Source organism: Colwellia sp. E150_009 (assembly GCF_053543955.1).
This window is the reverse complement of the sequence record NZ_JBHFOM010000008.1, coordinates 55,600-79,679: the sequence shown is the minus strand read 5'-3', so window position 1 is coordinate 79,679 and position 24,080 is coordinate 55,600. Positions and strand designations below refer to the sequence as shown.

The window sequence follows — 24,080 nt, the reverse complement described above, 5'->3', positions numbered from 1 at the left end:
TTGTTAAAATATTTCACATTATCGTTAAATTTAGCTATGTTAGCGCCCATAATTTAGTTTATACCAAATCACTTGAATTATTTCCCTCTTATCCCCTCTTAGTGATAGCTAAAAGGCTTAAAGGGAAGTTATTGATTAATAAATAATACTTATTTTATTTATTAATCTACTTGGTATTACATGCATAAGCACTCTTAATATTTCATAATATTTTGTTCTTTTTTGAGAATAAGAATACTCAAAAAGAGAGTGCTCAATAAAAAAGAATAAATATGACTATTAAAACAGATGAACTACGAACAAGTTTGATTGATAACTTAGTGTCTCCAGCCCAACTAGCAGAGCAAATTCCCCTTACTAAAAAAACAGCAGACTTTATCATGAAAAGTCGTCAAGAAGTTGAAGCTATTATTAGTGGTGACGATAAACGCTTGTTAGTGATAATAGGCCCTTGCTCCATACACGATACCAAAGCAGCTATTGACTATGCTGAACGACTAAAAACATTACGAGATAAATATAATAACGAATTATTAATTGTTATGCGTGTTTACTTTGAAAAACCGCGTACAACTGTTGGTTGGAAAGGCCTTATTAGTGATCCTGATTTAGACAAATCATTTCATGTAGCAAAAGGCTTAAACCTTGCCCGCCAATTATTGGTTGATATTAATGCTATGGGCTTGCCTGCGGGCACTGAATTTTTAGACATGGTTACAGGTCAATATATCTCTGATCTCATCAGCTGGGGTGCTATTGGCGCTCGTACCACTGAAAGCCAAGTACACAGAGAACTTGCTTCAGCACTTTCCTGCCCTGTAGGTTTTAAAAATGGTACTGACGGTAATGTTAAAATAGCCTTAGATGCCATAAAAGCGGCAAGCGTTCCTCACGTACTTTATTCACCAGATAAAAGTGGTCAAATGTGTATTTATCGTACCCATGGCAACCCTTTTTCGCATGTGATTTTACGCGGAGGTAAAGTACCTAACTATCATCCTGAAGATATAAAAGATACACGTGATAAATTAACAAAAGCAGAACTAAATACTGGCATTATGGTTGATTGTAGTCACGGTAATAGTTACAAAGATCATAACAAACAAATTGATGTTGCTCGCTCACTTGCTCAACAAATCACACAAGGTGACAACAGTGTGTTTGGCGTTATGATTGAGAGTTTTATTGAAGCAGGAAATCAAACAGTAAAAGCAGATTCCCCACTGGTTTATGGTAAGAGTATTACGGATGCTTGTATTGATTTAACCGTGAGTGAAGAAATATTAGTCCTATTAGCTGATGCGGTAAAACAAAAACAATAATATTGTGCAGGGTTGATAAATATCATAACAATGATTTTATTAACCCTAGTAAATAATACTAATTATTAAAATGATGCTATTCAAGAGCCTTTATTTGTCATTAACGTCTATTTACTATTCCTCTACCATCATATAATTAGTACTTTCATCAAAAATCAAACCATGTTGATTTATATGTTTCTCGTAATCTTCTACAGATAAAGGTTTTGAAAAATAGAACCCTTGAAACTCTTGACAACCAATACTCGACATAACTTCAACTTGTTCTTGAGTTTCAACGCCTTCAGCTACACATTGTATATCTAATTCCTTGCACATAAAAAGTATAACTTTGGCTAACTTAATTTGTCGTGAAGACGTTGTAATTTTGTTTATTAAAGATCTATCTAATTTAAGTTTATCAATGGGGAAATCAGCTATTCTAGATATATTTGAATAGCCAACACCAAAATCATCTATTGAAATAATAAAACCCCAAGACTGCAATGACTTTAATAAGTTAATAGAATACTCTTGATTCGTTTCAAGAGCTGTTTCAGTTAGCTCTAACTCAATTTGTTGTGGATTAATAGTAAAATCAGCTAAATTTTTCACTAAATTTGACATGAATTTAGGTTTATTAAAATTAATCAATGAGATATTTATTGCTACAGTGACCGTTTCTACACCGTCATTATTCCATGTTGATAATTGAGAACATACATTTTTTATTACAAAATCAGTCAAGCGATCAATCATACCGTACTCTTCCGCTATCGGAATAAATATGGCGGGTGAAATAGTTCCAATTGTAGAGCTATTCCATCTTGTTAATGCTTCTAGCCCAATGCATTTCCCATTGGCTAGCACTTTGGGTTGATAAAAAATATCTAATTCATCTGATTTTAATGCTTCATCAAGCAATATTGATATTTCATACTTCTCTATAAAGAGTTTCGACTTTAATTCGTTATAACAGTTAAATGGATTATTTTTATTTGACTGTTTTAAAGCACTAATTGCATTATTAAGAACTGTTTCACAAGTTTGAACCTTTTCTGAAAAAGCATCACAGCCAAATATAAATGAATGTTTAAACTTTGAATGTTTAAACTCAAAACTAGAATCTAGATCAGGCTTAATCTGAGTAAGAATTTTAGTTTTAAGAACTTTCTTTGATGGAGTATTCATCAATAAAGCAAGCTGATTTGAACCTATATATGCACAAGCTAATACATCATCAACTTTTTTTATTAACTGTTTGTAAGCGTCAGCTATCATTATTTTAGACGCATTTTTGCCGTATTTTAATTGAAAATACTCGTTGTCTGCATTTTGCAATACAATAATATATGAATATTTTTTATAGGTGGGATACTTACTAAGAAGATGCTTACATTTTAACTCAAACCATAACTTGTTAGGCAAACTAGTATGCTTGTCAAAATAGCGTAAGCGCTTGTTTTCCTGTTCAGTTTCTAATAAATCATTTTTCAAATGTTCTTCTTTTGTGCAGTCATTAAATTCATAAACAATAAAGTTTGACCTAATTACCTTATGACTCGTTACTTGTACGTAAGAACCATTATATTCAATTAACGGAATACTCGCTTTTGAAAATTTTTTTTTGAAATTAAATAATATTTCCTCTAGAGTTACATTATGACCATTTGGTTGCTTTGAAAGGTTAAAAAGTTTCCTTGCTTGATTATTAAAATCTACAATTTTTCCAAACTCGTCAACAACAACTTTGATTTTACTTGATTGTGTAAAAAAAGTTCGGTATAGCTCTTTTTTTTCTTTAAGGTGGTAGGCTGAACGTAGTGTACTTTCATTAAGACGCTTTGCCGCAATACTAGTACGAGCAACAGCAAGCGGAATACAAATATTGAAGAATAAAAATAATAATATATTAATAATTCTATCAGCACTTGGTAATTGGCTGGTAACACCGCTATAGACAGAAAGATCTATATTATTAACAATCAAGTAAAGTGGAATTATATTCAATAAGGCATAAAATATGGCCGTTTTATATCCTATTATAATAAACGCTATAACTGGGCAAGTGTACATTAGCATGGAACCTACTTTAGCCAATTCAATATCAGTTAAGAATAAATTCATAACCAAACTTGCTGTGACTATTAAAAGTAGTAAGGTATGTGCGCAAAAAATATAATATAATCTACTAGCCAGTAATAAAATTATAGAAACGGAAAAAAAAACAATTGTTATCACTACTACATAAAGTAAATTAAGAGATAAAGCTGAGTTATACGTGCTAATAATAGCTATTAAAGTTATAAGCACCGCACAAAACAAAATAATTCTTAACGAGCTTATACGCCAATTGGGCATACTGTTACGCAGTGTATCATTATCCGAAAATAGAAATAATTTGTCTAAATATCGACCTGCGGTACTACTTAGCAAACTTGACTCCATTCTTACACCAAAATAGAAGATACTATTCTAAGCAATTAAACCTAAAGTTGTAAAGTGAAAATGATTTAACAGTATAAATAATAAAATCAATATATTACTTCATCAAAAACACCTGTCCATAGCGCTAACCTCCAGTTTAAAACCAAGATATATTTTGCGTAAAGGATAGAATATCCAAGCTAATTACTCTTCTCCGCTTTAGTGCCTTTTGCATCCACTAGTCTACCGTAAAAAATATGCCCATATTATTTTGATTTAGTATAATTACCTATTGTTCTCAAATTAAAGCTTACCCCTCATGTAATATTTCCTTCACTTATCTAACATAAAAATGTCACTTACTACTTTTACACTTGCTGGGTTTTAAAAATCATAAACTCATTAAAAAGTAGGAATACCATGTCTATAAGAAAAACTGTCATTGCTTTGTCAATAATATCATTATTGTCTGCTTGTCAATTTGAAGGTGATAAGGGTGATCAAGGGGAAATAGGCGCAACAGGTTCGCAAGGCATTCAAGGTGAGCAAGGAGAACAAGGACTTGATGGCGAAAATGCAATACAAAATATAAAAGTTGAAGTGGTTGGACGATTTAGCGCAGGCGGAAGCGAAATAGCAGGTAAAAGCGCTGCAGAAATTGTTCAATTTCATCAAGTGTCCAATTCGGCTTTTGCAGTAAACAGTGCACTTAATCAAATAGAAGTCATTAACTTAGCTAACCTGCCAACAACCGAGGTAGGTAATCCAATTACCGATACTAGCTTATCCTCAACGGCATTTACGTTTCCAAATCAAGTAACAGTATTATTGCCAAATAATGCAAATGAAACCATTACTTTGGGCGCAGCCAACTCTATAGCTATATTCGAAAACACCTTAGCTATTGCCGTAGAAGCTGATGATAAAACCAACGCTGGAGCTGTATTGTTTTATCAACTAAATAATCAAGGCGTTGGTACTTTCATTAAAGCAGTAAAAGTTGGTGCTTTACCAGACATGGTCACATTTACTCACGACGGTAAAAAAGTGTTGGTGGCAAATGAAGGTGAGCCAAATACCGATTATACCATTGACCCTGAGGGCTCTATTTCTGTTATTTCGATAACGAATAATTTGCCCGATAATCTCGCTAACAACATAAATTTATCAACTAACATTACTTTTAGCAGTGATCTTTTGTCTGCTAATGACTATGACACTGATGCAGAGCGAATAGCATTACTCAAACAAAGCGGATTAAAGTTAGCTGGACCTGTACACACAACTTTAGCTCAAAGCTTAGAGCCTGAATATATTAGCGTGAGTGAAGATAACCAAACAGCATTTGTGTCTTTACAAGAGAATAATGCTATTGGCATCATTGATCTCAACAACAACACAATTGAAATTAAACCATTAGGTTTTAAAAACTGGGATGAATTTCAATTAGACTTCACCAACAAAGACGAAATTGCTTCATTTAGTCACGTTAAAAACTTATTCGGCATGTACCAACCCGATACAATTACGTCGTATCAATGGAACGGAGCCACCTTTGTATTGTCTGCTAATGAAGGCGACTCACGAGATTATGACGGCTACTCTGAGGAAGTTAGAGTAAAAGACATCATCGACGTTGACGAACTAAACAAAGCCTTGTCTCCTGACCTACAAGCATTTTACGATGCAAGTGGCGGTTCCGATGGTTTGGGCCGTTTGAAAGTAACAACAGCACTTGGCGATGCGGATAACGATGGCATTTACGAGGCATTATATACTTATGGTGCACGCTCGTTTTCTATCTGGGATCAAAATATTAATTTAGTTTATGATTCAGGTGATGACTTTGGGAAAATTTCAGCTTCGGTTTTAGGCAATAACTTCAATAGTGCTCACACTGAAAATAAAGGCGATAATCGCTCTGATGATAAAGGTGGAGAACCAGAAGCCATTGCTGTAGGAAAAGTGGGTGATAGAACTTATGGTTTCATTGCCGCTGAACGTTCTGGTGATTTATTTATTTATGATATTACCAACCCGTTTAACGTTACCTTTTCAGCCTTCTACAACAACCGAGATTTCAACGTTGATTTTGAGTTAGATGACGACTTAGACAACCCATGCGATCCTAACGAAGGCATGGATTGCACTATGATTTCAAGTGCAGGCGATTTAGGCCCTGAAAGTATAAAGTTTGTGAGTGCTGGCCATAGCTCTACTGGCAAACCATTATTAATTATTGGTAATGAAGTCAGCGGTTCTGTCACTATTTACCAAGTCCTTACTGAATAGCATCTTACTGAACAATATATTACTGAACAGTATTTTGCTAATCACATAGTGCAATAACTACCCTAGTAACAGAGTTTGTTGCAAGGGTAGTTAATCATTATTTGATAAATTCAACCAAATATCCGCATTAACCGAAGCTTTCTTTTTACGTTTTTTCTTACCTGTGCCTTCAGGCTTTGCCATCGGTTTAGTTTCAGCTAAGTGCTGAGAAACAGCTTCCTCATCAACTTCAAAGCCAGCCACTTGCTCACGTTCGAGGCGTATTTTGTTTTTCTTTTCGATCACCTTAAAATGATGATAGTCTTCAAAATCAATCAGCGATAAAGCTAAACCTATTTCACCCGCACGACCACTTCGGCCGATGCGATGCATGTAATCCGCTGGGCTTCTAGGTAAGTCAAAATTAATCACAACGGGCAGCTTTTCAATGTCGATACCACGAGCAGCAATATCTGTGGCAATTAGCACATCAATTTCCCCGGCTTTAAACGCATCAAGCACACGATTACGCGCCCCCTGTCCTTTATCACCATGAAATACCTCTGCTGCGATACCACGCTTGGCGAGTTTTCCCGCTAAATGCTCACAACTATTTTTTGCATTCACAAAAATCAGTGCTTGTCGCCATTGATGTTGCTTAATTAAATGCGCCAACAGCGCTGTTTTCTCGCCTTTATTAACGGTAAACACACGTTGTACCAAAGTACTGGCATCGCGACTTTGCACTTGTATTTCAATAGGATTATTAAGTAACGTTTGTGTTAACGATTGAACTTGCTCTGGAAACGTTGCTGAAAATAGTAACGTTTGCTTTTTCTTTGGTAATAACGCTAACAATGCTGATAATTCTTCGGTAAAACCTAAACTTAACATTCGGTCAGCTTCATCAAGCACCAAGGTGTTGACTAAATCAAGTTTAATAGCGTTACTTGAAATTAAATCAAGTAACCTACCTGGCGTTGCCACTAAAATATCGGTGCCGCCTCGTAAAGCCAGCATTTGCGTATTTACTGAAACACCGCCAAACACAGCCACCGTTTTAATCGCACCGTTAAAGTGTGCCGCATAAGATTTGATGCTATCAGCCACTTGCTTAGCCAACTCGCGCGTAGGCACTAAAATAAGTTTAGCTACCGTATTGCTTTTATTAGATTTCGCTTGTGCTGTATTTGTTTGATTATTAGATAATTGCTGTAACAGTGGTAAGGCAAACGTAGCAGTTTTTCCTGAGCCTGTATTAGCCCCACCAATTAAATCTCGTCCTGCTAAAATGCTGGGAATAGCCTTCGCTTGAATAGCCGTTGGCTCTTGATAGTCTAATTCAACTAATCGTGCTAACAAAGGTGGAATAAGACCAAGTTCATTAAAATTGGCGAGTGTTTTGGTAGAGGTCATTAAATAAAGGTTCAAAGCTATAAAGAATTATTTGTTATTTTAGCGTATATATACCCACTTGAGTATGTAAAATCTAATAAACAATAATATGACCATCCCATACTTGAACAAGCAACATCAAATAATACAACGTCACCTATCTAAACTTACGTGAATCTTTAGATTGCTGGCTATCGTTACTTTACAAAGATTTAGTTTCCTAATATCCTAACGGCAATGGAATCTTAACTTAAATGGAATTTACTATGTCTTGGACAAAACTTAATAAACAAATTAATGCAAATTCACTGATGGCAATAGATGCCCTTTCATGTCGAGATTATGGCGTAAAGCTAGATTATAATTTTCCTTTTCATAAAGTTAAATTTACCTGCCAAGCCTTGGCAATGCTAGCTCAGTTAAACGATTACGACCAGCATATGGTGGCAAAAGACATAGAACACATCTGTGCACACCCTAATGCTAAAAACTCATTGAAACATAGTCGAAATCCATTACGTCGTTTATGGCGAACTAAATATCCCTTTCGAAATTATCATTTTTTATTAGCCTATACCCATAAAGATAACCGAATTAATATTGAGGAAATTTTCTTTGATAAACAATTAAACGGTCCAAAAGATAATTTTTCTGCTGAACGCACTATGCTTTACAATGTAAATAGGCAAACTTCTGCAAGTTATAATAAAGCAATGGATAAAAAAGAACTTGATAAATTAGCAGGAGCTTGGGATAGAGCCCCTACACCAACAACCAAAATTAATACGGGACATGCCGCGGTTAATGGTATGTTAAATGAATTAGATAAGGCTACATGGTTAATGGGAACACATTTAGATACCGCCTATCAAAGTGACAATATAAAAGCCTATACGCTATTTCATAACCCGACCGATAATTTTGGCTTAGATATAGTTGAATGTATCTTTGATAAAAGCCAAGGGCAAACATCACATAATGCCCAACACCTAGCGGCTGTCTTAGCGCAAAATCATCAACAAGGTAAGAAAGTTAAATGGGTGGCGCACAGTCAAGGGGTTATTATCTTTTGTTCTGCGCTAGAGCACTACCGCATTAAGTACGGTAAGCCGCTAACCACTCAACAACTTGCAATACATGGCTCTGGTACTAACCTTAATCGACTCCAACGCATTGCACACAATACAGGAATGACGATTAACTCTATTCGTAACAACCCTTTTGATCTAGTGCCTAATATTGGTGGTACAAATGATTTATCAGGCAGTAGCTTAGCCCGCTCAATTAAATTCGGAAAATACCTCGTAGCAGATCCTGGCATTAGCCCGCATACGTTACCTTTTTTGGGGCTAAAAACCTATGCAGACCAGTTGCAATTGTCTGGTAATATTCCCGCAGCGACCAAAGTAAGAAAGTTTATAAAAAAACTACCTGAAGGTGATAGTAGACTATGATAAACCTGCTTAAACTCACTAAAGCATATTGGCGAGGCTTTGTTGGCGGTCCAGACTTTAATCGCTGTATAACATATCGTTTTCTTTTAGATGCACAACAACTTAGTATTGAGCTACCTGACAGTAATGTTGCGGCTGCACCTAGCACTATGAATGCTCTTTTTCCATATTCATCAACCGATTGGTTTGAACAACATGTTGAGGAAAGCTTTGATCAACATTTATATGTTCATATACTCACTGAAATCTGGATGTATGTCCCCCCAATAGCCTTAGTACCAAGTAGTGAATATGGCATGTTAAGTTGTCAATTACGTATTAAACAAACCAATAAGATTAATGTGTTAGACAAGCAAGCTTTGTCTCAATTCGTCATACAAGAATATGATAATTACCATAATGGCCCAAGTGGTAAAAACACCAAAATAAGACAAGAGACAATTGAACGCTATAGTAAAAGAGCAACTCAATGGACACCAGAAGAAATAGAAGAGGAAGCTATGGGATGGATTGAAAACTGTGGTATGCCCTCTATTCCACCGGCTCTCATCAAGACATTTAATCAAACTGATTGGGTATTCTATCAAGAAGTAAGAAGTAACCGTTTGTCTCGTCACGACTTTTATTGTTTACCTTTAAGTGAAAACAGCTTTTTAGAAGTAAAGTTTAATCACAGAGTCGATCGCTCTGACAAACACAAAAAATGGGCTAAGCATGCACTTGAATCTCAAGAACGTATTATGGCGTCTATATATTTAGATGAGTTACCAGATGCAACTTTAATTGAAGGCAGTGATAAATAAGCTAATAAAAAAGGAAGGTTAATGCCTTCCTTTTTAGCTGTGTAATTTGGTGTTATACAATGTTGAGTTACACAATATTCAGATATACGATGTTTAAATAGAGTGTTTTTACATTATGTGGTGTAATTAAAGCTTAGCGAGTAACCCATCACTTGCATCTTCAATTAAATCTAGCACGTAACGAAAACCATTTGCGCCACCATAGTAGGGATCTGGCACTTCAGTTTCTTCAAAATTTTCAGCAAAATCTAAAAACAGCATGGCTTTATGGTGTAGGTGTTTAGGCGCTATTTTCTGTAAATCCTCAAGATTAGCATTGTCCATTGCTAATATAAGATCAAAGGTTTCAAAATCTTGAGCTGTTACTTTGCGTGCTTTAATACCGTCGAAAGAATAACCACGTTCAACGCCAACTTTTTGCGCTCTGTGATCAGGTTTCTCCCTAGCATGAGCCCCAACAGTACCTGCCGAATCGATTGCTAAAGACGCCCCCTGTAATTTAGCTTTGTGCCTAAAAACAGCTTCCGCACTCGGTGAACGACATATATTGCCCATACAGATAAAAAGAATGCTTTTTATTTCTTTTAAATTCAAATCGTTGCGCATATTAAAAAGCCCTTTCATTAGTTTTTTTTGCTTGTTTTTACCTTTATTACAACTAATAAAAACAATGACTTGTGTTTTTGTTTTGGGGAAAAATCATTGGTTAATATTAGGTTAAATTACCCCAAATTAATAGTATTATCTAAACAAAAATATCAAATTCAACATCATCAAATGATAGATGCACTGATGAACCAATTCTGTCTAAACCCTCGTTCATTCGTTTTGCTGATAATAAGTAATTACCAGGAATTGGGAAGTTAACTGTCATTGTGAATACACCACTTGCTATAGTCGCTACAAACCTAACATCATCAACAACAGTTTTCGCATTAACTACACGTTCAGCCATGATCATGTAATCACCATCTGGTAATGCTAAGTCACCGGTCACAACTGCATCAGTGTCTTTTGCTAACCAATAAATGTTGCCTGTTAAAGTTGCAGGGCTAGCAATTGATAAGTTACTAAGGGGTAAGACAGGTTTATGTGATGGAACGCCAACAATATCATTAACATCAATTGGTAAAGTTTCAGGTGGAATAAAATGATCGTCCTTAAAAAGATAACCAATTGGAACTGAACCAAGTATTGCAATGTCATTATTATGGTTTTCAATTATATATTCTTCTGTAGCTTCTATTACATTATCAACTACGCCATTTTTTACAATCGTATATTGTGCCATTTTAAACCACCGTTACTATTTCAAATTTAAGGGTTATGTCTGTGTATGTACCAGCAGCTCTGTCTGCAGTATTAGTATTAGCCGAACCACCGCTACCGTAGGTAACGCCTTTTAATGGTAAAGATGTACCATAGTCACCACCTTCTCCTCCATAGCTAGCGCCACCCCCACCAAAATAATAGCCACCTGAATCAGCGCCAATACCACCAGAAAATCCTCCAGCAGATTCACCATTACTATATGATGAGGTAGTTACATCCCCCCCATCCCCACCATTAATAACGGTGGAACTCTCTGGTTGTGGTATACCACTAAGTAAAACGCGGCCACCTTCACCACCATTACCTTGTGTGTAATAATTACCATGACCTCCTGATTTAACCTCAAGATTCCCTATTACCTGATTAGAACCTACTGTGACTGATAAAGTACCCCCTGCCGTAACACCGATAGGGAATTCAACAACAGATGCACCACCACCTCCTCCTCCTCCATTAGAAGAACTATATCCATTACCACCAGCAGCACCACAACTAACAAAACACCTTACAGCGTTAGCAGGTACTGGATGAGCAGCATTAGAAGACGTTACAACATGGGTTTCATATGTTGTATGTGTTTGAGCTTGAGTAGCATTAATCAAACGACTTGCCAATAATATATCTTCATGTGCAGTACTGGATGTTTGAGTATCTATAAGCGTTTCAATTGCTGTTTCCAAAACACTATAGTTCGAACAATTAAGCCCAGTAGCGGCTTTAGCAATAATTAATAATTCATCAATAGTTTCAGAACCTGTAAGCGCTGTAATTAACGCTTCAACATTTGTTTTAGTTGTTAATATAGCTGTTGAATATGCCATGTTTATAATCCTGCTAGTGCGAGCTTACGCACCTTATCTAATTGTGTCTGTAAAGCGGATAAATCACTACTATCTGCTTTATCGTCTAAAGCAGCTTGCGTGGCCGTACTTACGGGCTTATCCAAGTCAGAAGTATTGTCAACATTGCTTATATCACTACTATCCGCTTTATCATCTAAAGCAGATTGCGTGGCAGTTGATATAGGCTTATTTAAGTCACTAGTGTTGTCGACATCGGATAATCCAATATCTATTTTGCTTAGTGTGATGTTGTCAGAGAGCGCTTTACCGTTAACAGTGGTAGATTGGCTAACATAGTTACCCCCTACAATAGCACCCGCTTGGTTTTTAAAATCTTCTGCTTCATCACGATACTGTTCGGCCAAGTCTCTAGCTGATTCTGAATCAGTCTTAAAACCGTTAATATCCGAGTACCAACCATTGATAGTCGTGTATTTACTATTAACGTTAGTATTCCAACCATCTACAGCAGAATGCCAACCACTAACATCATCGCGATAATTCGAAACGGTAGAAACATAACCTTGCAGTGTAGAATCGATACTTGCTAAATCAGATTGTGCAGTGGTTAATTGATCAGACAAACCGCCAACCCCGTTGATTGCTGCATCAACTGCTGCTAAATATGCTACTGAGCTTGTAGCTGAACTTTCTAAAGCGTCAAGGTCAGTCTTGTACTGTGGAATGCTTCGTATAGTTATATCAGGATCAGATATACCAACCCCACTAAACGTAACTGTACCACTAGCTTGTGCACCAAACGCAAAGAAACTAGCAAGTTGCGCGAACACCTTAGTTTTTGCATCAACTAATGCTTGTGCTGCTGTATTAAAATGCACCGCATGGGGTATTACGGTAGCTGGAACCAGTGACTGAGAAGTATTGGGCCAATTATTTTTTAGTTTAATAGTTTCTTCATCTGTTGAAACATCAGTATACGTTTCTAATATTTCAACTTCATCAAACCCATCAATACGTAATCCGTCACCATCACGTATTGCATTTATATACTCACCACTATTAACAACTACAATATCTGAGCCATTGGTTGCTGTTACTTGTGCTGCTGTGTACCAATCCATCTTTAACCACCCTTGTAATAAACAGCTATAAGTTTCGTATTACCAGGTTCGTTTTCCCAGTTAACATATTCACTTGCTTTAGCCACTGTATAGTCGGTGAAATACTTTTCGTACTCGCCCGTTTTTTTATCTGTTTGTAGCATGGAGTGACCACGCATCGACGAAGAGCATAGCCACTGTCCCGCTTCAATGTCGCCAGACTCATTGCAAACCCACATTAGCCCTTCGCCAAGTGCATTGATGTAACCAGCCGCTATTGTTTTACGAAGTGTGTTTTCTTCTGTTAAACCCACACCAGATAATGTTTCATCATTATCCATTAATAGCTTTTCACGTGCAGAAAATGAACCTATCGCTAATGTTGAACGAGGTTTAGAGGATAAATTTGCATAGAATAACGAGTTATTAATATCTACATGTCTGTATAGTTCGCCCTGCTCGAATAATTTCCCAATTGGGTTCTCGCCTAAATTTAAGGGCACTAAATAGCTATGCTTTCCTGTAAATGGGGCAACACCATCATGGAATTTTGCCTGCCCAGTTCCTGTTTCTGTTAATACAGAGTTACCGCCTGCAGCAATGTGATAACTAGAAGACACTCTAAGACCAGGCTTTGCTCCCTGCGAACGATTAACAGTAAGCGCACCATCACTATCCATTCGCACACCATTGTTATTATTTGCGTGCGCTGCAAGTACAGCATAAGACCCAAACGATGCACCAATGGCAACACGGGCTTGATTATTGAATATGGGTTTACCGCCGCTATATGATATAGAACCTGAACCAACCTGTAGCGTTTCAGATAGTAACCATGAATCTTCAAGAATCATCTGATTAGAATTGAGATATAAGTGTGGTTTAAATGCCCCACTTGCCCAGCGTCCAACACGATAGTTATCTGCTAAAATGTCAAATTGCGTAGTAGCACCATCATTATGGGTTACAAAGCCATTAATAAGCCCATTTACATCAGTTAACATGCCGCCTTTTGCAATTAAATTGCCATTATCATCTTCAAATGCTTGCGCTATTTCACTAACCTTGGCTGTGCCATTTGATGTCGTAACTTTTACACTTCTAAGGCGTTCCGATAACACACCTTCGTGCCATGTACTACCAGACCAATAGCCTATACCTGCATAAGTATAATTATTAGCTTGTGCTAAAATTCCGTAGCTTGAGTGATTTATTTGGTTAATTTGCGATGTGAAGTTTGAACTTTGAATATTAAGCTGTGAGATATTACTTTCAGCACTACCTATTTTTACAGTATTCGTTTGTAAATCAATTTCTGCATCAATATCATTTTCTAGTTGATACAGTGTTTTTATTTCTTCCTCAGTTACTCTGTCATTTAAAATAGTAAATTCGCGATCTGCTACGCCAATCATACTTGCTAAGTTTTCATCTAACTGTTCAAAAGTAATATTGGTTATATTACTGTCAGACGCTAACGTGGTCGCTGTAACCTCAACCCACGCAGATTCACCGGCAACATTGACCGTTTGGCATTTAAAGTTGTAGGTGGTTTCGGGCAATAAACCTGTGTATGTGTATATGTCACCTTTTACTATTTTACCTGTTACGGGTGCAGCGCTTGAGCCTAAAAACTGCCAGTAAAATGTAGTGGCTAAACTAGGTAAGCCGCCCACGGTTGCAGATAGTGTAATACTGTTACTACTGATTGCATCAACAGTAACCGTTGGAACTGTGGGTAGAGCAATATTAAATTGTATTACTGACCAGTCCGATTCATAGCCAATGCCACTAACCGCTGCGACTTCTGCGGTATAACTTCCTTGAATTAGGTTTTCAATAATGTATTTTTTCTCGTTTGGCTCTGCATGAATTACGACGACATCACTCGAGTTAAAAATATTGACTATGAAATTTGATCGGCTACTCTCCCACGATAATTCTAATTTTGAATCAGCAAGTGGTAAAATTGCTAAGTTGGTTGGTGATTGCACGTTACGCGGATCATGATAAGACACATCAGGAATACTGCGAATAACACCATCCCAATTATAAATATAGGGTTGATGCTCTCTAACGTGTAACGTTATTTTACCCTCTTTATGGTAGTCAATGTTTGTGATCCGAAACGGTTTAGACGCCCACATTGGGGATGGGTGTGTAATAGGAACAATATCACCCACGGTATATTTGATGCATTCGGGGGTACATTCAATGGTACCGCTTAACGCCTCCCTACTAAGTAAGCACAATATACGTGCCATTTGCCGCGCTTCATTGTGATCAGTGCACGTTTCAAGGGTTATTTTTTTCTCTAAAAGCTTATCATTGTCTTCTGCTTTAAAAACATTATGTTGAGCAGTATCAGGCCAAATAGCTTCTTGTTGCTTCCAGTTTTGCGATTTATCAATAAAAGAAACAATCACGCGGTTGTAGCGTTCGTTAGTGCTCGATTCTTTTATTTTGATTGAGCCTATCACTTGATCTGCTGTAATTTCATCAGGTGTTACAACGTCATCTTGCTCTATTATTAGCGTTGTAATGCCGTTAATTTCCGGCAATAAACCCCTGCAGCCTTTCAGCAATGTATCAACATTGGCTTTAACTTCGTTAGCTGTGTCGATACGCATATTGCACGTAAATAAATTTTGATACTCGCCACTGCCTGGCTCAGTTTCTACTTGTGTTTCGCAAATGTCGGCCGCTGTTTTGAACGAGTTAATATCAAGGTCTTCTAGTAACATTCCTTTGCCGTAACGCGCATTCATTAAGTAATCTAATAAACATAGTGCGGGGTTATTCGACCACGTCCATATATCAGTGCGTGGGTCCCAAACAATACGTCCTTTAATATGCGCTAAGCAATTCGGCTTACCATTAAAACGGTTGCCGTTGTCCCATTCACAGCGAATATAACTAACCGCTTTTTCGGTAAATTTATGACGAGCAGGAATAAAACCCGTTTTTTCTAAAAGGGGTGCAGTAGCTATGCGTAAACCATTAATATAGTTGTAACACCACGCCCATTTATTACCAGGCGTTTTACTGTCGTTCCATGCACTTGTGCTTGCACCTTTTTCGTCAATATATACTTCAATAATTTCAGAAACAGATTCGCCCCATGTGATGATCATATGCAACAAATCATTTTTGATGTCGTCATCGTCACCGTCATTTGTGGCTAAATGCTGAATAGTGCCAGCAACACGGCCAAGCTCGCCATAAATGACCGCCTCCATCGCGTCTGTATCTGGTTTGGTAATGTTTGTGCCGCCACCATCTTGTGTAGGTGCATCGGGGGCCATCCAACTCGCCGCTGCATAAGATACAACGGCAACAATTGCGTAATAAATCCACCAATAAGCCATTATTTATTATTCCTCATGCTATAGATAATATTCATTGGTTAAATCGTCAAATTCTTGTGCTTTAATCGCTGTAGTTGTTAAACGCTTTTTACCCCATGGTTCATCGTCTGAAATTAGTGTTGCCAACTCATAACCAAAATCGTCTGGGTAAAAACGTTGTTGCGATTCAACATTGCATTTTGTGCCGGCTTCTTTTTCATGATCTGCCCAGTTTGTTGAGCCTGAAATAGTAAGCGTTGATTGTTTGTCGCTGTGGGTTTGCTCTTGGTTATCCATGCGGCCAGTTTTAATATGTAACGTGCCAATAATGTTGTAATTATCATCAAGGTAAGCGCGTTCTATGACAATGCGGGTGTTCATCCATGGGGCTGAGCCGATGATTGAAAGCAATGTTTGATCAGATAAACCAAATTCTAATTGAATTTTGTTCACTTGCGGTTTTGCAGATTGCTTTGCGTCACCCATACCAAGCCATGCTTTGGCTTGGTAAGTATCACCGTTATAAACCACGTCTATGTCATTATCTGTGTAACGTACAGTGGTACTTAAATACAGGGTTACGATATGACAAAATTGATGTTTGTTTTTAATTGCAGTTAATAATTCAGGGCTTAAATTCAACATTAAATATCTTCCACTACATCAAGTTTAATTTCTGTATATTTGCCGTTAGTTGCTTTTACTAACAAATCATTTTCATCATTTTGCAGCGCTACTTTAAAAAGTACGTCTGTGCCATATTTTATAGGGCTAGCCGCACCCACTGCCGCTTTTAGTTTTGGGTAAAAACTTACTGTTGATTCAGTAACGTTGGTAACTAAATAGGTTTTGTCGTGGCTTGAGAATTGAATAAAATCTCCCGCCATATAATTAGATGCTGACAAAACAAAGCTGTCAGCACCTATGGCAATATTAGGCGCTACTCTGGCAGCTAGGTTTTGTGCAATTGTTGGAAACGGATTAGGAACATAAAACGTGCCGTATTGACCGCCTTGCGAACATACGAATGCGAATAATTCTAGTGCTTGCGCGTAAGTTAACGGTGGTGTGGTAAAATCAAACTCCCACCATTGAGGGTCGCCAATTTTACGTACAAAGCGTTTACCGCTGTGCGCGGTGTCTAATAATGTTTTGGTAACATTTTTAGGCTTAGCGCTTTGCATTGATACAAATTTAGCTGCTAATGTGCCGGCCATTTACTTACCTTTATTTTGTTCAATAAAAAACCCACTAAAAAGTGGGCTTGTGATTTGTTAATTTACATCGTTTTAAGCGGGAGAACGTACTGCATCACTAACGTCTGCAATGATCATATTTCTATTTGAGCGGTACCAAGTATCAAAGCCGCCTGTGTCGGTTGCTGTTATGTTGAGATTTACGGTTACGCCACCTTGTGAAATGCCTTGCCCTTGCTTATGATCGTAAATAGATTCATCAGGATGCAATACGGCATATTTACCACCTCTACCATCTACACCACCGATTCGGGGGCCATCGGGTATATAACCACCACCTTCAAACCCTGCGATTGATTGGCTTCTTATTGCAGATACGTTTGCCATACCTGCTGCAATTGCAGCAGCAGCTGCTGCAGCACCTAAGGCTGGGCCAACATAAGGAATGGAAGATAAAGAGGCATAGGCACCAGTTGCAGAATCATATGTTTTGATTGTTGCTTGAGATATAGCCGCTGCTTTAGCTATTTTGCCCATTTTTTTACTTTTACTGCTTGCCATTTGTAAGTCTGCAACAATTTGACTACCTGCTGCCGCTTGCTGATTTTTTCTTAAATAATCTTCCCATTTGGCTCTATCTTCATCCGATTTTTTCGTGGCTGCTTTAGCCTCTTGAATTTTCTTTTCTTTAGCAATGGCGGCATCAATTTCTTTTTGATTGCGTTCTTCTATTTTTGCAAATTCAGCATTAAATGCCGCATCATTAGCATCACGATAATAATTTTTAAGTTGCTCTATGCTTTCAAAGCCTGCCCGTCTTATTTCTAGTTCTGAAAGAACCATTGATGATATTTTTGCATCTTGTTGTTCCCATTTTTGATTAATGAGTTCTTCTTCATCAGCAAATTGTCTCGCCATGGTCGCTAATGTTTTACTTCCAGCTACTTCTTGTTTTCTTAACGTTTCAGCCTGTTCATTTTGTTTTTTTATTGCGTTCTGCTCATCAGCAAGCTTTTGAGCTTTGCCTTCTTTTTTAATCGATTCAACTTTAGCATCTTGGATGGCTTGTATTTCTGTTCTAACGCTGTGCATACTTAACTGCAAATTAGCCATGCGTTCGTCTTTAAAAACAACCCATTTTGAATCGTTTAATTCATTCCATGTAGCCTCAAGTTCTATAAGCTCGTTATGAAGTGCACGTAATTTTATTTTTGGTTCGTCTGGAGTTATTGCTTTAATGCCGTTTGCTAATGTACTTATAAACGTAGTCGCAGCACTACCTGACGATGACGATTTAGCCATTTCATTCAACATTTCTCGCCAATTTTGTCCTAATGTATCAACAGCACCAGCTAACCCCCCCGCTTCAGCTGAGCCTGCACCGCCAACTTGTTTTTCAAGTGTTTCTAATATGTAGCCTTGGGCATCTGCTACACGTCCGCTGTCTTGCATTTCTCGAATCAACTCTTTCTGAGACTGGGTAAATGACACGCCTGAACGTTTTAACGCATTTAACCCTGTAATAGGATCTTCAAGCGCTTTTCCAAGCTGTAACGCCGCGGCTTTTATGTCGGTACCCATTACAGAGGCTAAATCTTGAGAAAGCTCGATGGTTTTATCAAACGTTTGGCCTTGTATTGATTTAAACGTGAGCAACACTTGTGAGGCACTACGCACCCCCTCAACACTAGCTAGGGTATTTAATGCCACTTTACGGCTAAGGTTTTCAATATGTTCAGCGGTTAATCCTGCTGAAAAACCAGTAGATTTCAATAGTGCTTCGGTTTTTAGTTGCCCTTGCTCGTATTCAGTAAATACAGCTAATGATTTAGAGGTAATCACGGTAAGTGATGTTATTGCAGCACCAGCTATTAACCCAGCGGCACCAATAGCGCTAAGCCCTGAACCAACAGAAGACAACCTACCACTAACTGCGCCTAATGGTCCGTTAAATATTGCAGCAGAATTTGCTGCAACTTTAAAACTGTTAGACAGTTTCTTACTAGCACCATCAGCATCGTTGGCGGCTTTTCTGTATTTTTGGTTAAGTTTTTCAGCTTTGCCTATTTCTTTTTGAAACGACGCTGAATCAACCGACATTTTTGTGACTAAATTACCAACTACGGTACTCATGCTAGTGCCTCTTTCATTAGTGTTATTTCGTCTTCAACGGATAATTCATTATTAGGTTTTACAGATTCATTCATTGATGAGTTATTTTGCAATGCGTAATAAGCCATCCATTGTGATAGTTCGAAACTGTCTATTTTTTGATGGATTTCTGAGAGGGTGCAGCCAAGATCAATACATAATTGAAATATAAATTGATTCGTTGGCTGCTCTTTTAGTTTTTTTCTAGCTTTCCAATCGCTTTGTTTGTTATTGCTGATAACTTATCTGCTTCTTCAAAAAGTAAATCAACAACTTCGTGATCACCATTTTCTAAGCTTTTATAAATTTCCATTACCGGTGCTTTTTTGTGAAGTTTTTCACCGTCTTCATCAACCAATGAGAAAGCGACAAGCAATGTTGCAACATTGGTATTATTGTTTTCACCTGAAAGCAATTCAAACATGTTCGATCTTTCCGATAGGCTCAAACGTCTCACCGTCGTTTTACCACCCCATTGCTTTATACTTACTTCTACTTGTGGCAATTCATCGGCAGATTTATTTATTCTCTCTAATAAATTCATTATGCTTCTGTCCATTGAGTTATGCCGTTTTGCTTAGCTTTAACAGTAAATGTTAACGCACCCTCGCCATCTGGTTCGTTCATTTTGAAACCAAGCAACACTAGATTTAAACTAGCCGTAACGCCATTGTCATAAGCAATTTCAAAGTTATGTTTTGTACGGTTTTTGGCAGCAGTACGGAAAATAGTTTGTTGCGCATCATCTTTTTCATAGTTACCGACAATTTCAAGTTCTTGGCCGTCAACAATGCCTGAAATGTATTCTTTCCCTTCATCTTCTAAGGTAGTTACATCAACTAAAGGTGCTTCGTCACCAATGGCGCCAATTGATTTAATTCTTGGTACCAAAGTAAATTGTTCTGTTGTTTCGCCATCGCCCATTTTAAAGAACGTTTTTATGCCTAATTTAGCCATGATTTATGCCTCGTTTGTGAAAAAAGTGAATTTTAGTGTGATTAAGTAGCGTTCAGGGTCTGTTTCTACGTCTTCTGATACGTCATTAAATTTTATTAAGTCAATTTGGTTACCGTTAGCATTGCCGCTAAAACTGGTTAGAAACGCTTTAATTTTTTCAGAGAGTTCTTTTACGTTGATATAAGAAATATCCCAAACATCAAGGTCTATATTGTGTTCGCTAATACTTGAGAAAGTACCGTCTAAATACTGCTCTTGATCAAACCCTGTTTTTTGATACGTTACTGCAGGGTAGTTTTCGTCGTTATCACGTATGTACGGCGAGACTCGGTTCTTTAATACAGTATTTATGTCGCTGTTTTGTTGTAACAGCCAGTTAATTGATGTTTCGACCACTTTTTTTAATCGCCTCTAATATGATTCGTTGTTTTAGTCGTTTAGCTAAAATTTCTGTTGCTTGTTTATGCGTGCGCTCAAAGGCAGGAACAATAAAAGGCTTTGCTTTTATTCCTGGATGTCTAACACGACCAAAAACTTTGCCGCCAAAGGCAACAACCACTTTGTTTTTTGTTTTGTTTTTTCCGCGACCAGCTGTAGGGCTGGGAATGTCATGAGCCTTGGTACCGTATTCAAGAAACTTTGCATAAAAGCCAGGGGATTGTTTTCCCTCTTTGAATGTGCCGATCATAACGGTAGCAACGTTATTGGTTGATCCTTTGCCAGCTATAGCTTTAGTTTTAATAGCACGCCTAAGATTTCCACTTACTTTTGGGGCTGATGCGCGCATTTGTTTTCTTATAGGCTTTGCTGCATCACGTAATGCGCCTAACAAAACTTTTTTACCTGCCCGTGCGCCCATTTCCGACAGTGCTTTTTCCAACTGAGCCATGCCTTTTACTTCAAATGACATTAGATAGTGTCCACACTAATGAGTAAGTCTTGATTTAGTTCTTCTGGGTTTTCAATGCTTTTAATTTCGTACTTAGTGCCTTTAAATTCGATGATGTGATCTGATGTTATCCAGTTTTTGTATAACACTCGAAAAGTTTTGGTACTGTTATATTCCATACCATCGGCTACATCTTGTTCATGAATTTTAGTTTGCATAATTGCAGCACTAATGGTTTTTACAAATACGTAATTTTCTACGGTTTCACTAACTGCATTTTTAGTTTTTTCAATAGTAAAAAAACTAATTTTATGACGTCGTGCGCCTGCCCTGAATTTTTTACTCATAACAGCTCTACCGCAAGTTCTGTGCAAATAGCTTTGAATGCGTTAGGTACGTCGTAAAGTTTTACGGGGGCTGAATCTTCACGGTTTATGAACCAATCTGCTATTAATATTAAAATAGCTTGTTTGGCTAGTTCGTATTTGTCGGGATCGTTAATGTTGGCTGTGTCTATCTCTGATTCATCATTATTAAGTGGGGCATGACCAAAAACACCCTCTATTTGCACTGCGTCTGCTACTTTGTAGCCGGGGGCTGGCCAACTGCCGCCCAATTTTGGTGTTATGATTGATGTTAATCCAAAATCTGTTACGCGATAATCTTCTGGGTCAATAGTAATTAATTGTCCATGATTATTAATGTATTTAATGAAAGATATGCTCTGCAAAGGCGCTATAGGTATTACTATGGCGTTGGCGAATTTTGGTAACGCTATTTGCCATGTTTGTTGTACTAATAAACGTCCTGTATTTTGTTCGAAGCGTTTTCGGGCACGCGCTATTAACGGTTCAAGGTAAACTTGATGATCACTATCGGTGTTAGTGTGTTCGTAAACGTCACTTAACGTGATAGGCTCAAGCGTTGGTGCGCTGATTATTTTGCGGAGCATATTCATGGTTACTCGCTTAATTATTAGGTAGTCGTGTTGTCAGGGTCTGAATCTTCTGACTTGTCAGGGTCTGAATCTTCTGACTTGTCAGGGTCTGAATCTTCTGACTTGTCAGGATCTTCATTACTTGCCACTTTTGTTAATTTGGCAAGGTCTATTGGTTCAAGTTCTAATGTTTTTTCACAATAAGCAATGTCTGCTTTGTTGCTTGATACCAAGCCTGCTTCTTCTAACGGTTTTAATATAGATTCATCGCCTTTGATTAATTCGTTAGGCTCGAACGATGCGCCTAAAATTGACACTGCTATTAATGTTCGTACCACTAATTGTTTTTTAGCCATGATATTGGCTCCTTTATTTTTCGTTTTGATGTGAGTTAAAACCATCTCGTAAACATCAACGAGATGGTTTGTTTTTTGGTGTTTACTAACTACTGATTAAAACTGCTTAGGTTGCGCTGTTTTGGTAGTATTTGATTGCACCGCCAACATCAATATAACGGCCACCTGTGCGCATAAATGCTAAGAAACCAACTTGACCTTTACGTGAGTACGCGCTGTCGGTAAAGCGGAATAATAGAATTTGCGAAACATCACGAACAATGTATTTAGAAAAATCACCAAAGGCTATCGACTTAGCATCGGCTTCCATTGTTGGTAGTTGTTGATTAACAGCATAAGGACGGCCCAATATTGCATTTGGCTCACCTGACTCAATGCCAGGTAACCAAATTGGACGCCCAGTGGTGTCTTTTAGCTTTTTAATTACTTTTAATGAAGTGTCGTGCATCATAAAACCACATTTACCACTGCGACGGTATGCTGGATCAACACTGTGTTCTAAATCAACCAAATCATCATAAATTATTGATGCAGTTTGACCTGTAGTGCCAACTTTACCCGCAGTAATGTCGGCTAATAACCCATGGGGTTGACCTGTGCCGTTACCATTTATAAAAGCGTCTTCACTTGTGCGGCCAATACGATTTCCAATTTGCTCATTAATATAAGCTTCAAGATTAAACATATTGTCTTGTAATAATTGGAACGGTACCGCAATTACTTTAGAGCTAACCATGTGCGTGTCGATATTACGAACACCAAACGTGGTGTCGGCATCGCCAGCCGTAGCGTTTTCTGCTAACCATTCGCCTGTTTCAGCCGTGGTATTTGCTGTTGGCCACGGAATAGTTGAACCTGTGGCCGTTGGAATTACCGTTGCCATTTGGCGCATACCGCCAAAATCTTTCATTGCTTGTGAAATGCCTGGTGCAATTTCATCACCGGCTAAATAACCACCTTCTGAGCCTGTTCCTGTGCTCATTGTGTTTTTAGGGCTATCAATACGCGCTTGAACGGCAGCACGTTGTTCTTCGTTAAGTGCTGACATTCCACCGCGCAAGTACGCGTTAAAACCTGCTTTTTCGTTGGCGATTTGGTGCTCTGCTTCATCTGTTGAAATGCCGTTGTTATCTGCACGGCTATTTACAACTTGTTTAGATTTAGCGCTGATGTCTAACACTTTTTGTTGACGATCAATGCCCGCATCCAGATTATCGATTTCTTTAACTAAACCGTCATATTGTTTTTGATGATCAGTAGTCCACTCTGAATCTTGTGGGTGGTCTTTAACTAATGCGTTTAGGGTTACAGCCAATTGTTTACGCTGCTCTCGTTGTGCTTGGATTGACATAGGGTATTTC

22 protein-coding genes are annotated in these 24,080 nt (G+C 37.8%); 4 read left to right on the top strand and 18 right to left on the bottom strand.

Features of this window, described 5'->3' with window-relative positions; all coding sequences use genetic code 11:
* Nucleotides 1-272 precede the first annotated feature (272 nt).
* A complete protein-coding gene (locus ACE1OF_RS05910; protein ID WP_448893325.1) occupies nucleotides 273-1,322 on the top strand; it encodes a 3-deoxy-7-phosphoheptulonate synthase in 1,050 nt (349 codons plus the stop codon).
* Nucleotides 1,323-1,436: 114 nt separating this feature from the next.
* On the opposite strand, the gene ACE1OF_RS05905 is transcribed toward ACE1OF_RS05910, so the two are convergent.
* The gene (locus ACE1OF_RS05905) at nucleotides 1,437-3,749 is read right to left on the bottom strand and encodes an EAL domain-containing protein (protein ID WP_448893324.1); all 2,313 of its coding nucleotides are present in this window, start codon (nucleotides 3,747-3,749) and stop codon (nucleotides 1,437-1,439) included.
* A 399-nt stretch (nucleotides 3,750-4,148) separates the two neighbouring features.
* On the opposite strand from ACE1OF_RS05905, the gene ACE1OF_RS05900 reads away from it, so the two are divergent.
* Nucleotides 4,149-6,020: a choice-of-anchor I family protein gene (locus ACE1OF_RS05900; protein ID WP_448893323.1), complete on the top strand. Its 1,872-nt coding sequence runs from the start codon at nucleotides 4,149-4,151 to the stop codon at nucleotides 6,018-6,020.
* A 90-nt stretch (nucleotides 6,021-6,110) separates the two neighbouring features.
* On the opposite strand, the gene ACE1OF_RS05895 is transcribed toward ACE1OF_RS05900, so the two are convergent.
* Entirely contained in the window at nucleotides 6,111-7,415 is a 1,305-nt protein-coding gene (locus ACE1OF_RS05895; protein ID WP_448893322.1) for a DEAD/DEAH box helicase, read from the bottom strand.
* Between the two features lie 245 nt (nucleotides 7,416-7,660).
* Here ACE1OF_RS05895 and ACE1OF_RS05890 point away from each other — a divergent pair, with 245 nt between their 5' ends.
* A complete protein-coding gene (locus tag ACE1OF_RS05890) occupies nucleotides 7,661-8,848 on the top strand; it encodes a hypothetical protein (protein WP_448893321.1) in 1,188 nt (395 codons plus the stop codon).
* Nucleotides 8,845-9,651, top strand: a complete 807-nt coding sequence (locus ACE1OF_RS05885) for a hypothetical protein (protein WP_448893320.1) — start codon at nucleotides 8,845-8,847, stop codon at nucleotides 9,649-9,651. The genes ACE1OF_RS05890 and ACE1OF_RS05885 overlap by 4 nt, the downstream gene beginning before the upstream one ends.
* 126 nt (nucleotides 9,652-9,777) lie before the next feature.
* Here the strand turns inward: ACE1OF_RS05885 and ACE1OF_RS05880 are convergent, their stop codons facing one another.
* The 16 genes from ACE1OF_RS05880 to ACE1OF_RS05805 form a co-directional block, all read right to left on the bottom strand.
* On the bottom strand, nucleotides 9,778-10,257 hold the full coding sequence (locus ACE1OF_RS05880) for a low molecular weight protein-tyrosine-phosphatase (RefSeq protein WP_448893319.1): 480 nt from the start codon (nucleotides 10,255-10,257) through the stop codon (nucleotides 9,778-9,780).
* A gap of 139 nt (nucleotides 10,258-10,396) precedes the next feature.
* The gene (locus ACE1OF_RS05875; RefSeq protein WP_448893318.1) at nucleotides 10,397-10,942 is read right to left on the bottom strand and encodes a hypothetical protein; all 546 of its coding nucleotides are present in this window, start codon (nucleotides 10,940-10,942) and stop codon (nucleotides 10,397-10,399) included.
* Nucleotide 10,943: 1 nt separating this feature from the next.
* Nucleotides 10,944-11,804, bottom strand: coding sequence for a hypothetical protein (locus ACE1OF_RS05870; RefSeq protein WP_448893317.1), 861 nt, complete (start codon nucleotides 11,802-11,804; stop codon nucleotides 10,944-10,946).
* 2 nt (nucleotides 11,805-11,806) lie between these two features.
* On the bottom strand, nucleotides 11,807-12,907 hold the full coding sequence (locus ACE1OF_RS05865; RefSeq protein ID WP_448893316.1) for a hypothetical protein: 1,101 nt from the start codon (nucleotides 12,905-12,907) through the stop codon (nucleotides 11,807-11,809).
* 2 nt (nucleotides 12,908-12,909) lie between these two features.
* Nucleotides 12,910-16,254 (bottom strand): phage tail protein, encoded by a 3,345-nt coding sequence (locus tag ACE1OF_RS05860; RefSeq protein WP_448893315.1) that lies wholly within the window; start codon nucleotides 16,252-16,254, stop codon nucleotides 12,910-12,912.
* Nucleotides 16,255-16,272: 18 nt separating this feature from the next.
* Nucleotides 16,273-16,878, bottom strand: a complete 606-nt coding sequence (locus ACE1OF_RS05855; RefSeq protein WP_448893314.1) for a baseplate hub domain-containing protein — start codon at nucleotides 16,876-16,878, stop codon at nucleotides 16,273-16,275.
* The gene (locus ACE1OF_RS05850) at nucleotides 16,878-17,450 is read right to left on the bottom strand and encodes a hypothetical protein (protein ID WP_448893313.1); all 573 of its coding nucleotides are present in this window, start codon (nucleotides 17,448-17,450) and stop codon (nucleotides 16,878-16,880) included. The genes ACE1OF_RS05855 and ACE1OF_RS05850 overlap by 1 nt, the downstream gene beginning before the upstream one ends.
* Nucleotides 17,451-17,522: 72 nt before the next feature.
* Complete coding sequence (locus ACE1OF_RS05845; protein ID WP_448893312.1) at nucleotides 17,523-19,562, bottom strand: phage tail length tape measure family protein; 2,040 nt, start codon at nucleotides 19,560-19,562, stop codon at nucleotides 17,523-17,525.
* 211 nt (nucleotides 19,563-19,773) lie between these two features.
* The gene (locus ACE1OF_RS05840; protein WP_448893311.1) at nucleotides 19,774-20,124 is read right to left on the bottom strand and encodes a hypothetical protein; all 351 of its coding nucleotides are present in this window, start codon (nucleotides 20,122-20,124) and stop codon (nucleotides 19,774-19,776) included.
* A complete protein-coding gene (locus tag ACE1OF_RS05835; RefSeq protein ID WP_448893310.1) occupies nucleotides 20,124-20,537 on the bottom strand; it encodes a hypothetical protein in 414 nt (137 codons plus the stop codon). The genes ACE1OF_RS05840 and ACE1OF_RS05835 overlap by 1 nt, the downstream gene beginning before the upstream one ends.
* Nucleotides 20,538-20,540: 3 nt before the next feature.
* Entirely contained in the window at nucleotides 20,541-20,933 is a 393-nt protein-coding gene (gp17, locus tag ACE1OF_RS05830) for a tail completion protein gp17 (RefSeq protein ID WP_448893309.1), read from the bottom strand.
* Nucleotides 20,914-21,447, bottom strand: a complete 534-nt coding sequence (locus ACE1OF_RS05825; protein WP_448893308.1) for an HK97-gp10 family putative phage morphogenesis protein — start codon at nucleotides 21,445-21,447, stop codon at nucleotides 20,914-20,916. The genes gp17 and ACE1OF_RS05825 overlap by 20 nt, the downstream gene beginning before the upstream one ends.
* On the bottom strand, nucleotides 21,447-21,773 hold the full coding sequence (locus ACE1OF_RS05820; RefSeq protein WP_448893307.1) for a phage head closure protein: 327 nt from the start codon (nucleotides 21,771-21,773) through the stop codon (nucleotides 21,447-21,449). The genes ACE1OF_RS05825 and ACE1OF_RS05820 overlap by 1 nt, the downstream gene beginning before the upstream one ends.
* Nucleotides 21,770-22,384, bottom strand: a complete 615-nt coding sequence (locus ACE1OF_RS05815) for a head-tail connector protein (RefSeq protein WP_448893306.1) — start codon at nucleotides 22,382-22,384, stop codon at nucleotides 21,770-21,772. Before ACE1OF_RS05815 ends, ACE1OF_RS05820 begins: the two co-directional genes overlap by 4 nt.
* Before the next feature lie 17 nt (nucleotides 22,385-22,401).
* Nucleotides 22,402-22,719 carry a hypothetical protein gene (locus ACE1OF_RS05810; protein WP_448893305.1) on the bottom strand — a complete coding sequence of 106 codons (318 nt, stop codon included), beginning with the start codon at nucleotides 22,717-22,719 and terminating at the stop codon, nucleotides 22,402-22,404.
* Nucleotides 22,720-22,825: 106 nt separating this feature from the next.
* Nucleotides 22,826-24,070, bottom strand: coding sequence for a phage major capsid protein (locus tag ACE1OF_RS05805; RefSeq protein WP_448893304.1), 1,245 nt, complete (start codon nucleotides 24,068-24,070; stop codon nucleotides 22,826-22,828).
* Between the last annotated feature and the right edge of the window lie 10 nt (nucleotides 24,071-24,080).

Bases quoted from the DNA above. Each gene is read 5' to 3' on its own strand.
- ACE1OF_RS05910 (WP_448893325.1), top strand. From the start codon at position 273: ATGACTATTAAAACAGATGAACTACGAACAAGTTTGATTGATAACTTA.
- ACE1OF_RS05905 (WP_448893324.1), bottom strand. From the start codon at position 3,749: ATGGAGTCAAGTTTGCTAAGTAGTACCGCAGGTCGATATTTAGACAAA.
- ACE1OF_RS05900 (WP_448893323.1), top strand. From the start codon at position 4,149: ATGTCTATAAGAAAAACTGTCATTGCTTTGTCAATAATATCATTATTG.
- ACE1OF_RS05895 (WP_448893322.1), bottom strand. From the start codon at position 7,415: ATGACCTCTACCAAAACACTCGCCAATTTTAATGAACTTGGTCTTATT.
- ACE1OF_RS05890 (WP_448893321.1), top strand. From the start codon at position 7,661: ATGTCTTGGACAAAACTTAATAAACAAATTAATGCAAATTCACTGATG.
- ACE1OF_RS05885 (WP_448893320.1), top strand. From the start codon at position 8,845: ATGATAAACCTGCTTAAACTCACTAAAGCATATTGGCGAGGCTTTGTT.
- ACE1OF_RS05880 (WP_448893319.1), bottom strand. From the start codon at position 10,257: ATGCGCAACGATTTGAATTTAAAAGAAATAAAAAGCATTCTTTTTATC.
- ACE1OF_RS05875 (WP_448893318.1), bottom strand. From the start codon at position 10,942: ATGGCACAATATACGATTGTAAAAAATGGCGTAGTTGATAATGTAATA.
- ACE1OF_RS05870 (WP_448893317.1), bottom strand. From the start codon at position 11,804: ATGGCATATTCAACAGCTATATTAACAACTAAAACAAATGTTGAAGCG.
- ACE1OF_RS05865 (WP_448893316.1), bottom strand. From the start codon at position 12,907: ATGGATTGGTACACAGCAGCACAAGTAACAGCAACCAATGGCTCAGAT.
- ACE1OF_RS05860 (WP_448893315.1), bottom strand. From the start codon at position 16,254: ATGGCTTATTGGTGGATTTATTACGCAATTGTTGCCGTTGTATCTTAT.
- ACE1OF_RS05855 (WP_448893314.1), bottom strand. From the start codon at position 16,878: ATGTTGAATTTAAGCCCTGAATTATTAACTGCAATTAAAAACAAACAT.
- ACE1OF_RS05850 (WP_448893313.1), bottom strand. From the start codon at position 17,450: ATGGCCGGCACATTAGCAGCTAAATTTGTATCAATGCAAAGCGCTAAG.
- ACE1OF_RS05845 (WP_448893312.1), bottom strand. From the start codon at position 19,562: ATGAGTACCGTAGTTGGTAATTTAGTCACAAAAATGTCGGTTGATTCA.
- ACE1OF_RS05840 (WP_448893311.1), bottom strand. From the start codon at position 20,124: ATGAATTTATTAGAGAGAATAAATAAATCTGCCGATGAATTGCCACAA.
- ACE1OF_RS05835 (WP_448893310.1), bottom strand. From the start codon at position 20,537: ATGGCTAAATTAGGCATAAAAACGTTCTTTAAAATGGGCGATGGCGAA.
- ACE1OF_RS05825 (WP_448893308.1), bottom strand. From the start codon at position 21,447: ATGTCATTTGAAGTAAAAGGCATGGCTCAGTTGGAAAAAGCACTGTCG.
- ACE1OF_RS05820 (WP_448893307.1), bottom strand. From the start codon at position 21,773: ATGAGTAAAAAATTCAGGGCAGGCGCACGACGTCATAAAATTAGTTTT.
- ACE1OF_RS05815 (WP_448893306.1), bottom strand. From the start codon at position 22,384: ATGAATATGCTCCGCAAAATAATCAGCGCACCAACGCTTGAGCCTATC.
- ACE1OF_RS05810 (WP_448893305.1), bottom strand. From the start codon at position 22,719: ATGGCTAAAAAACAATTAGTGGTACGAACATTAATAGCAGTGTCAATT.
- ACE1OF_RS05805 (WP_448893304.1), bottom strand. From the start codon at position 24,070: ATGTCAATCCAAGCACAACGAGAGCAGCGTAAACAATTGGCTGTAACC.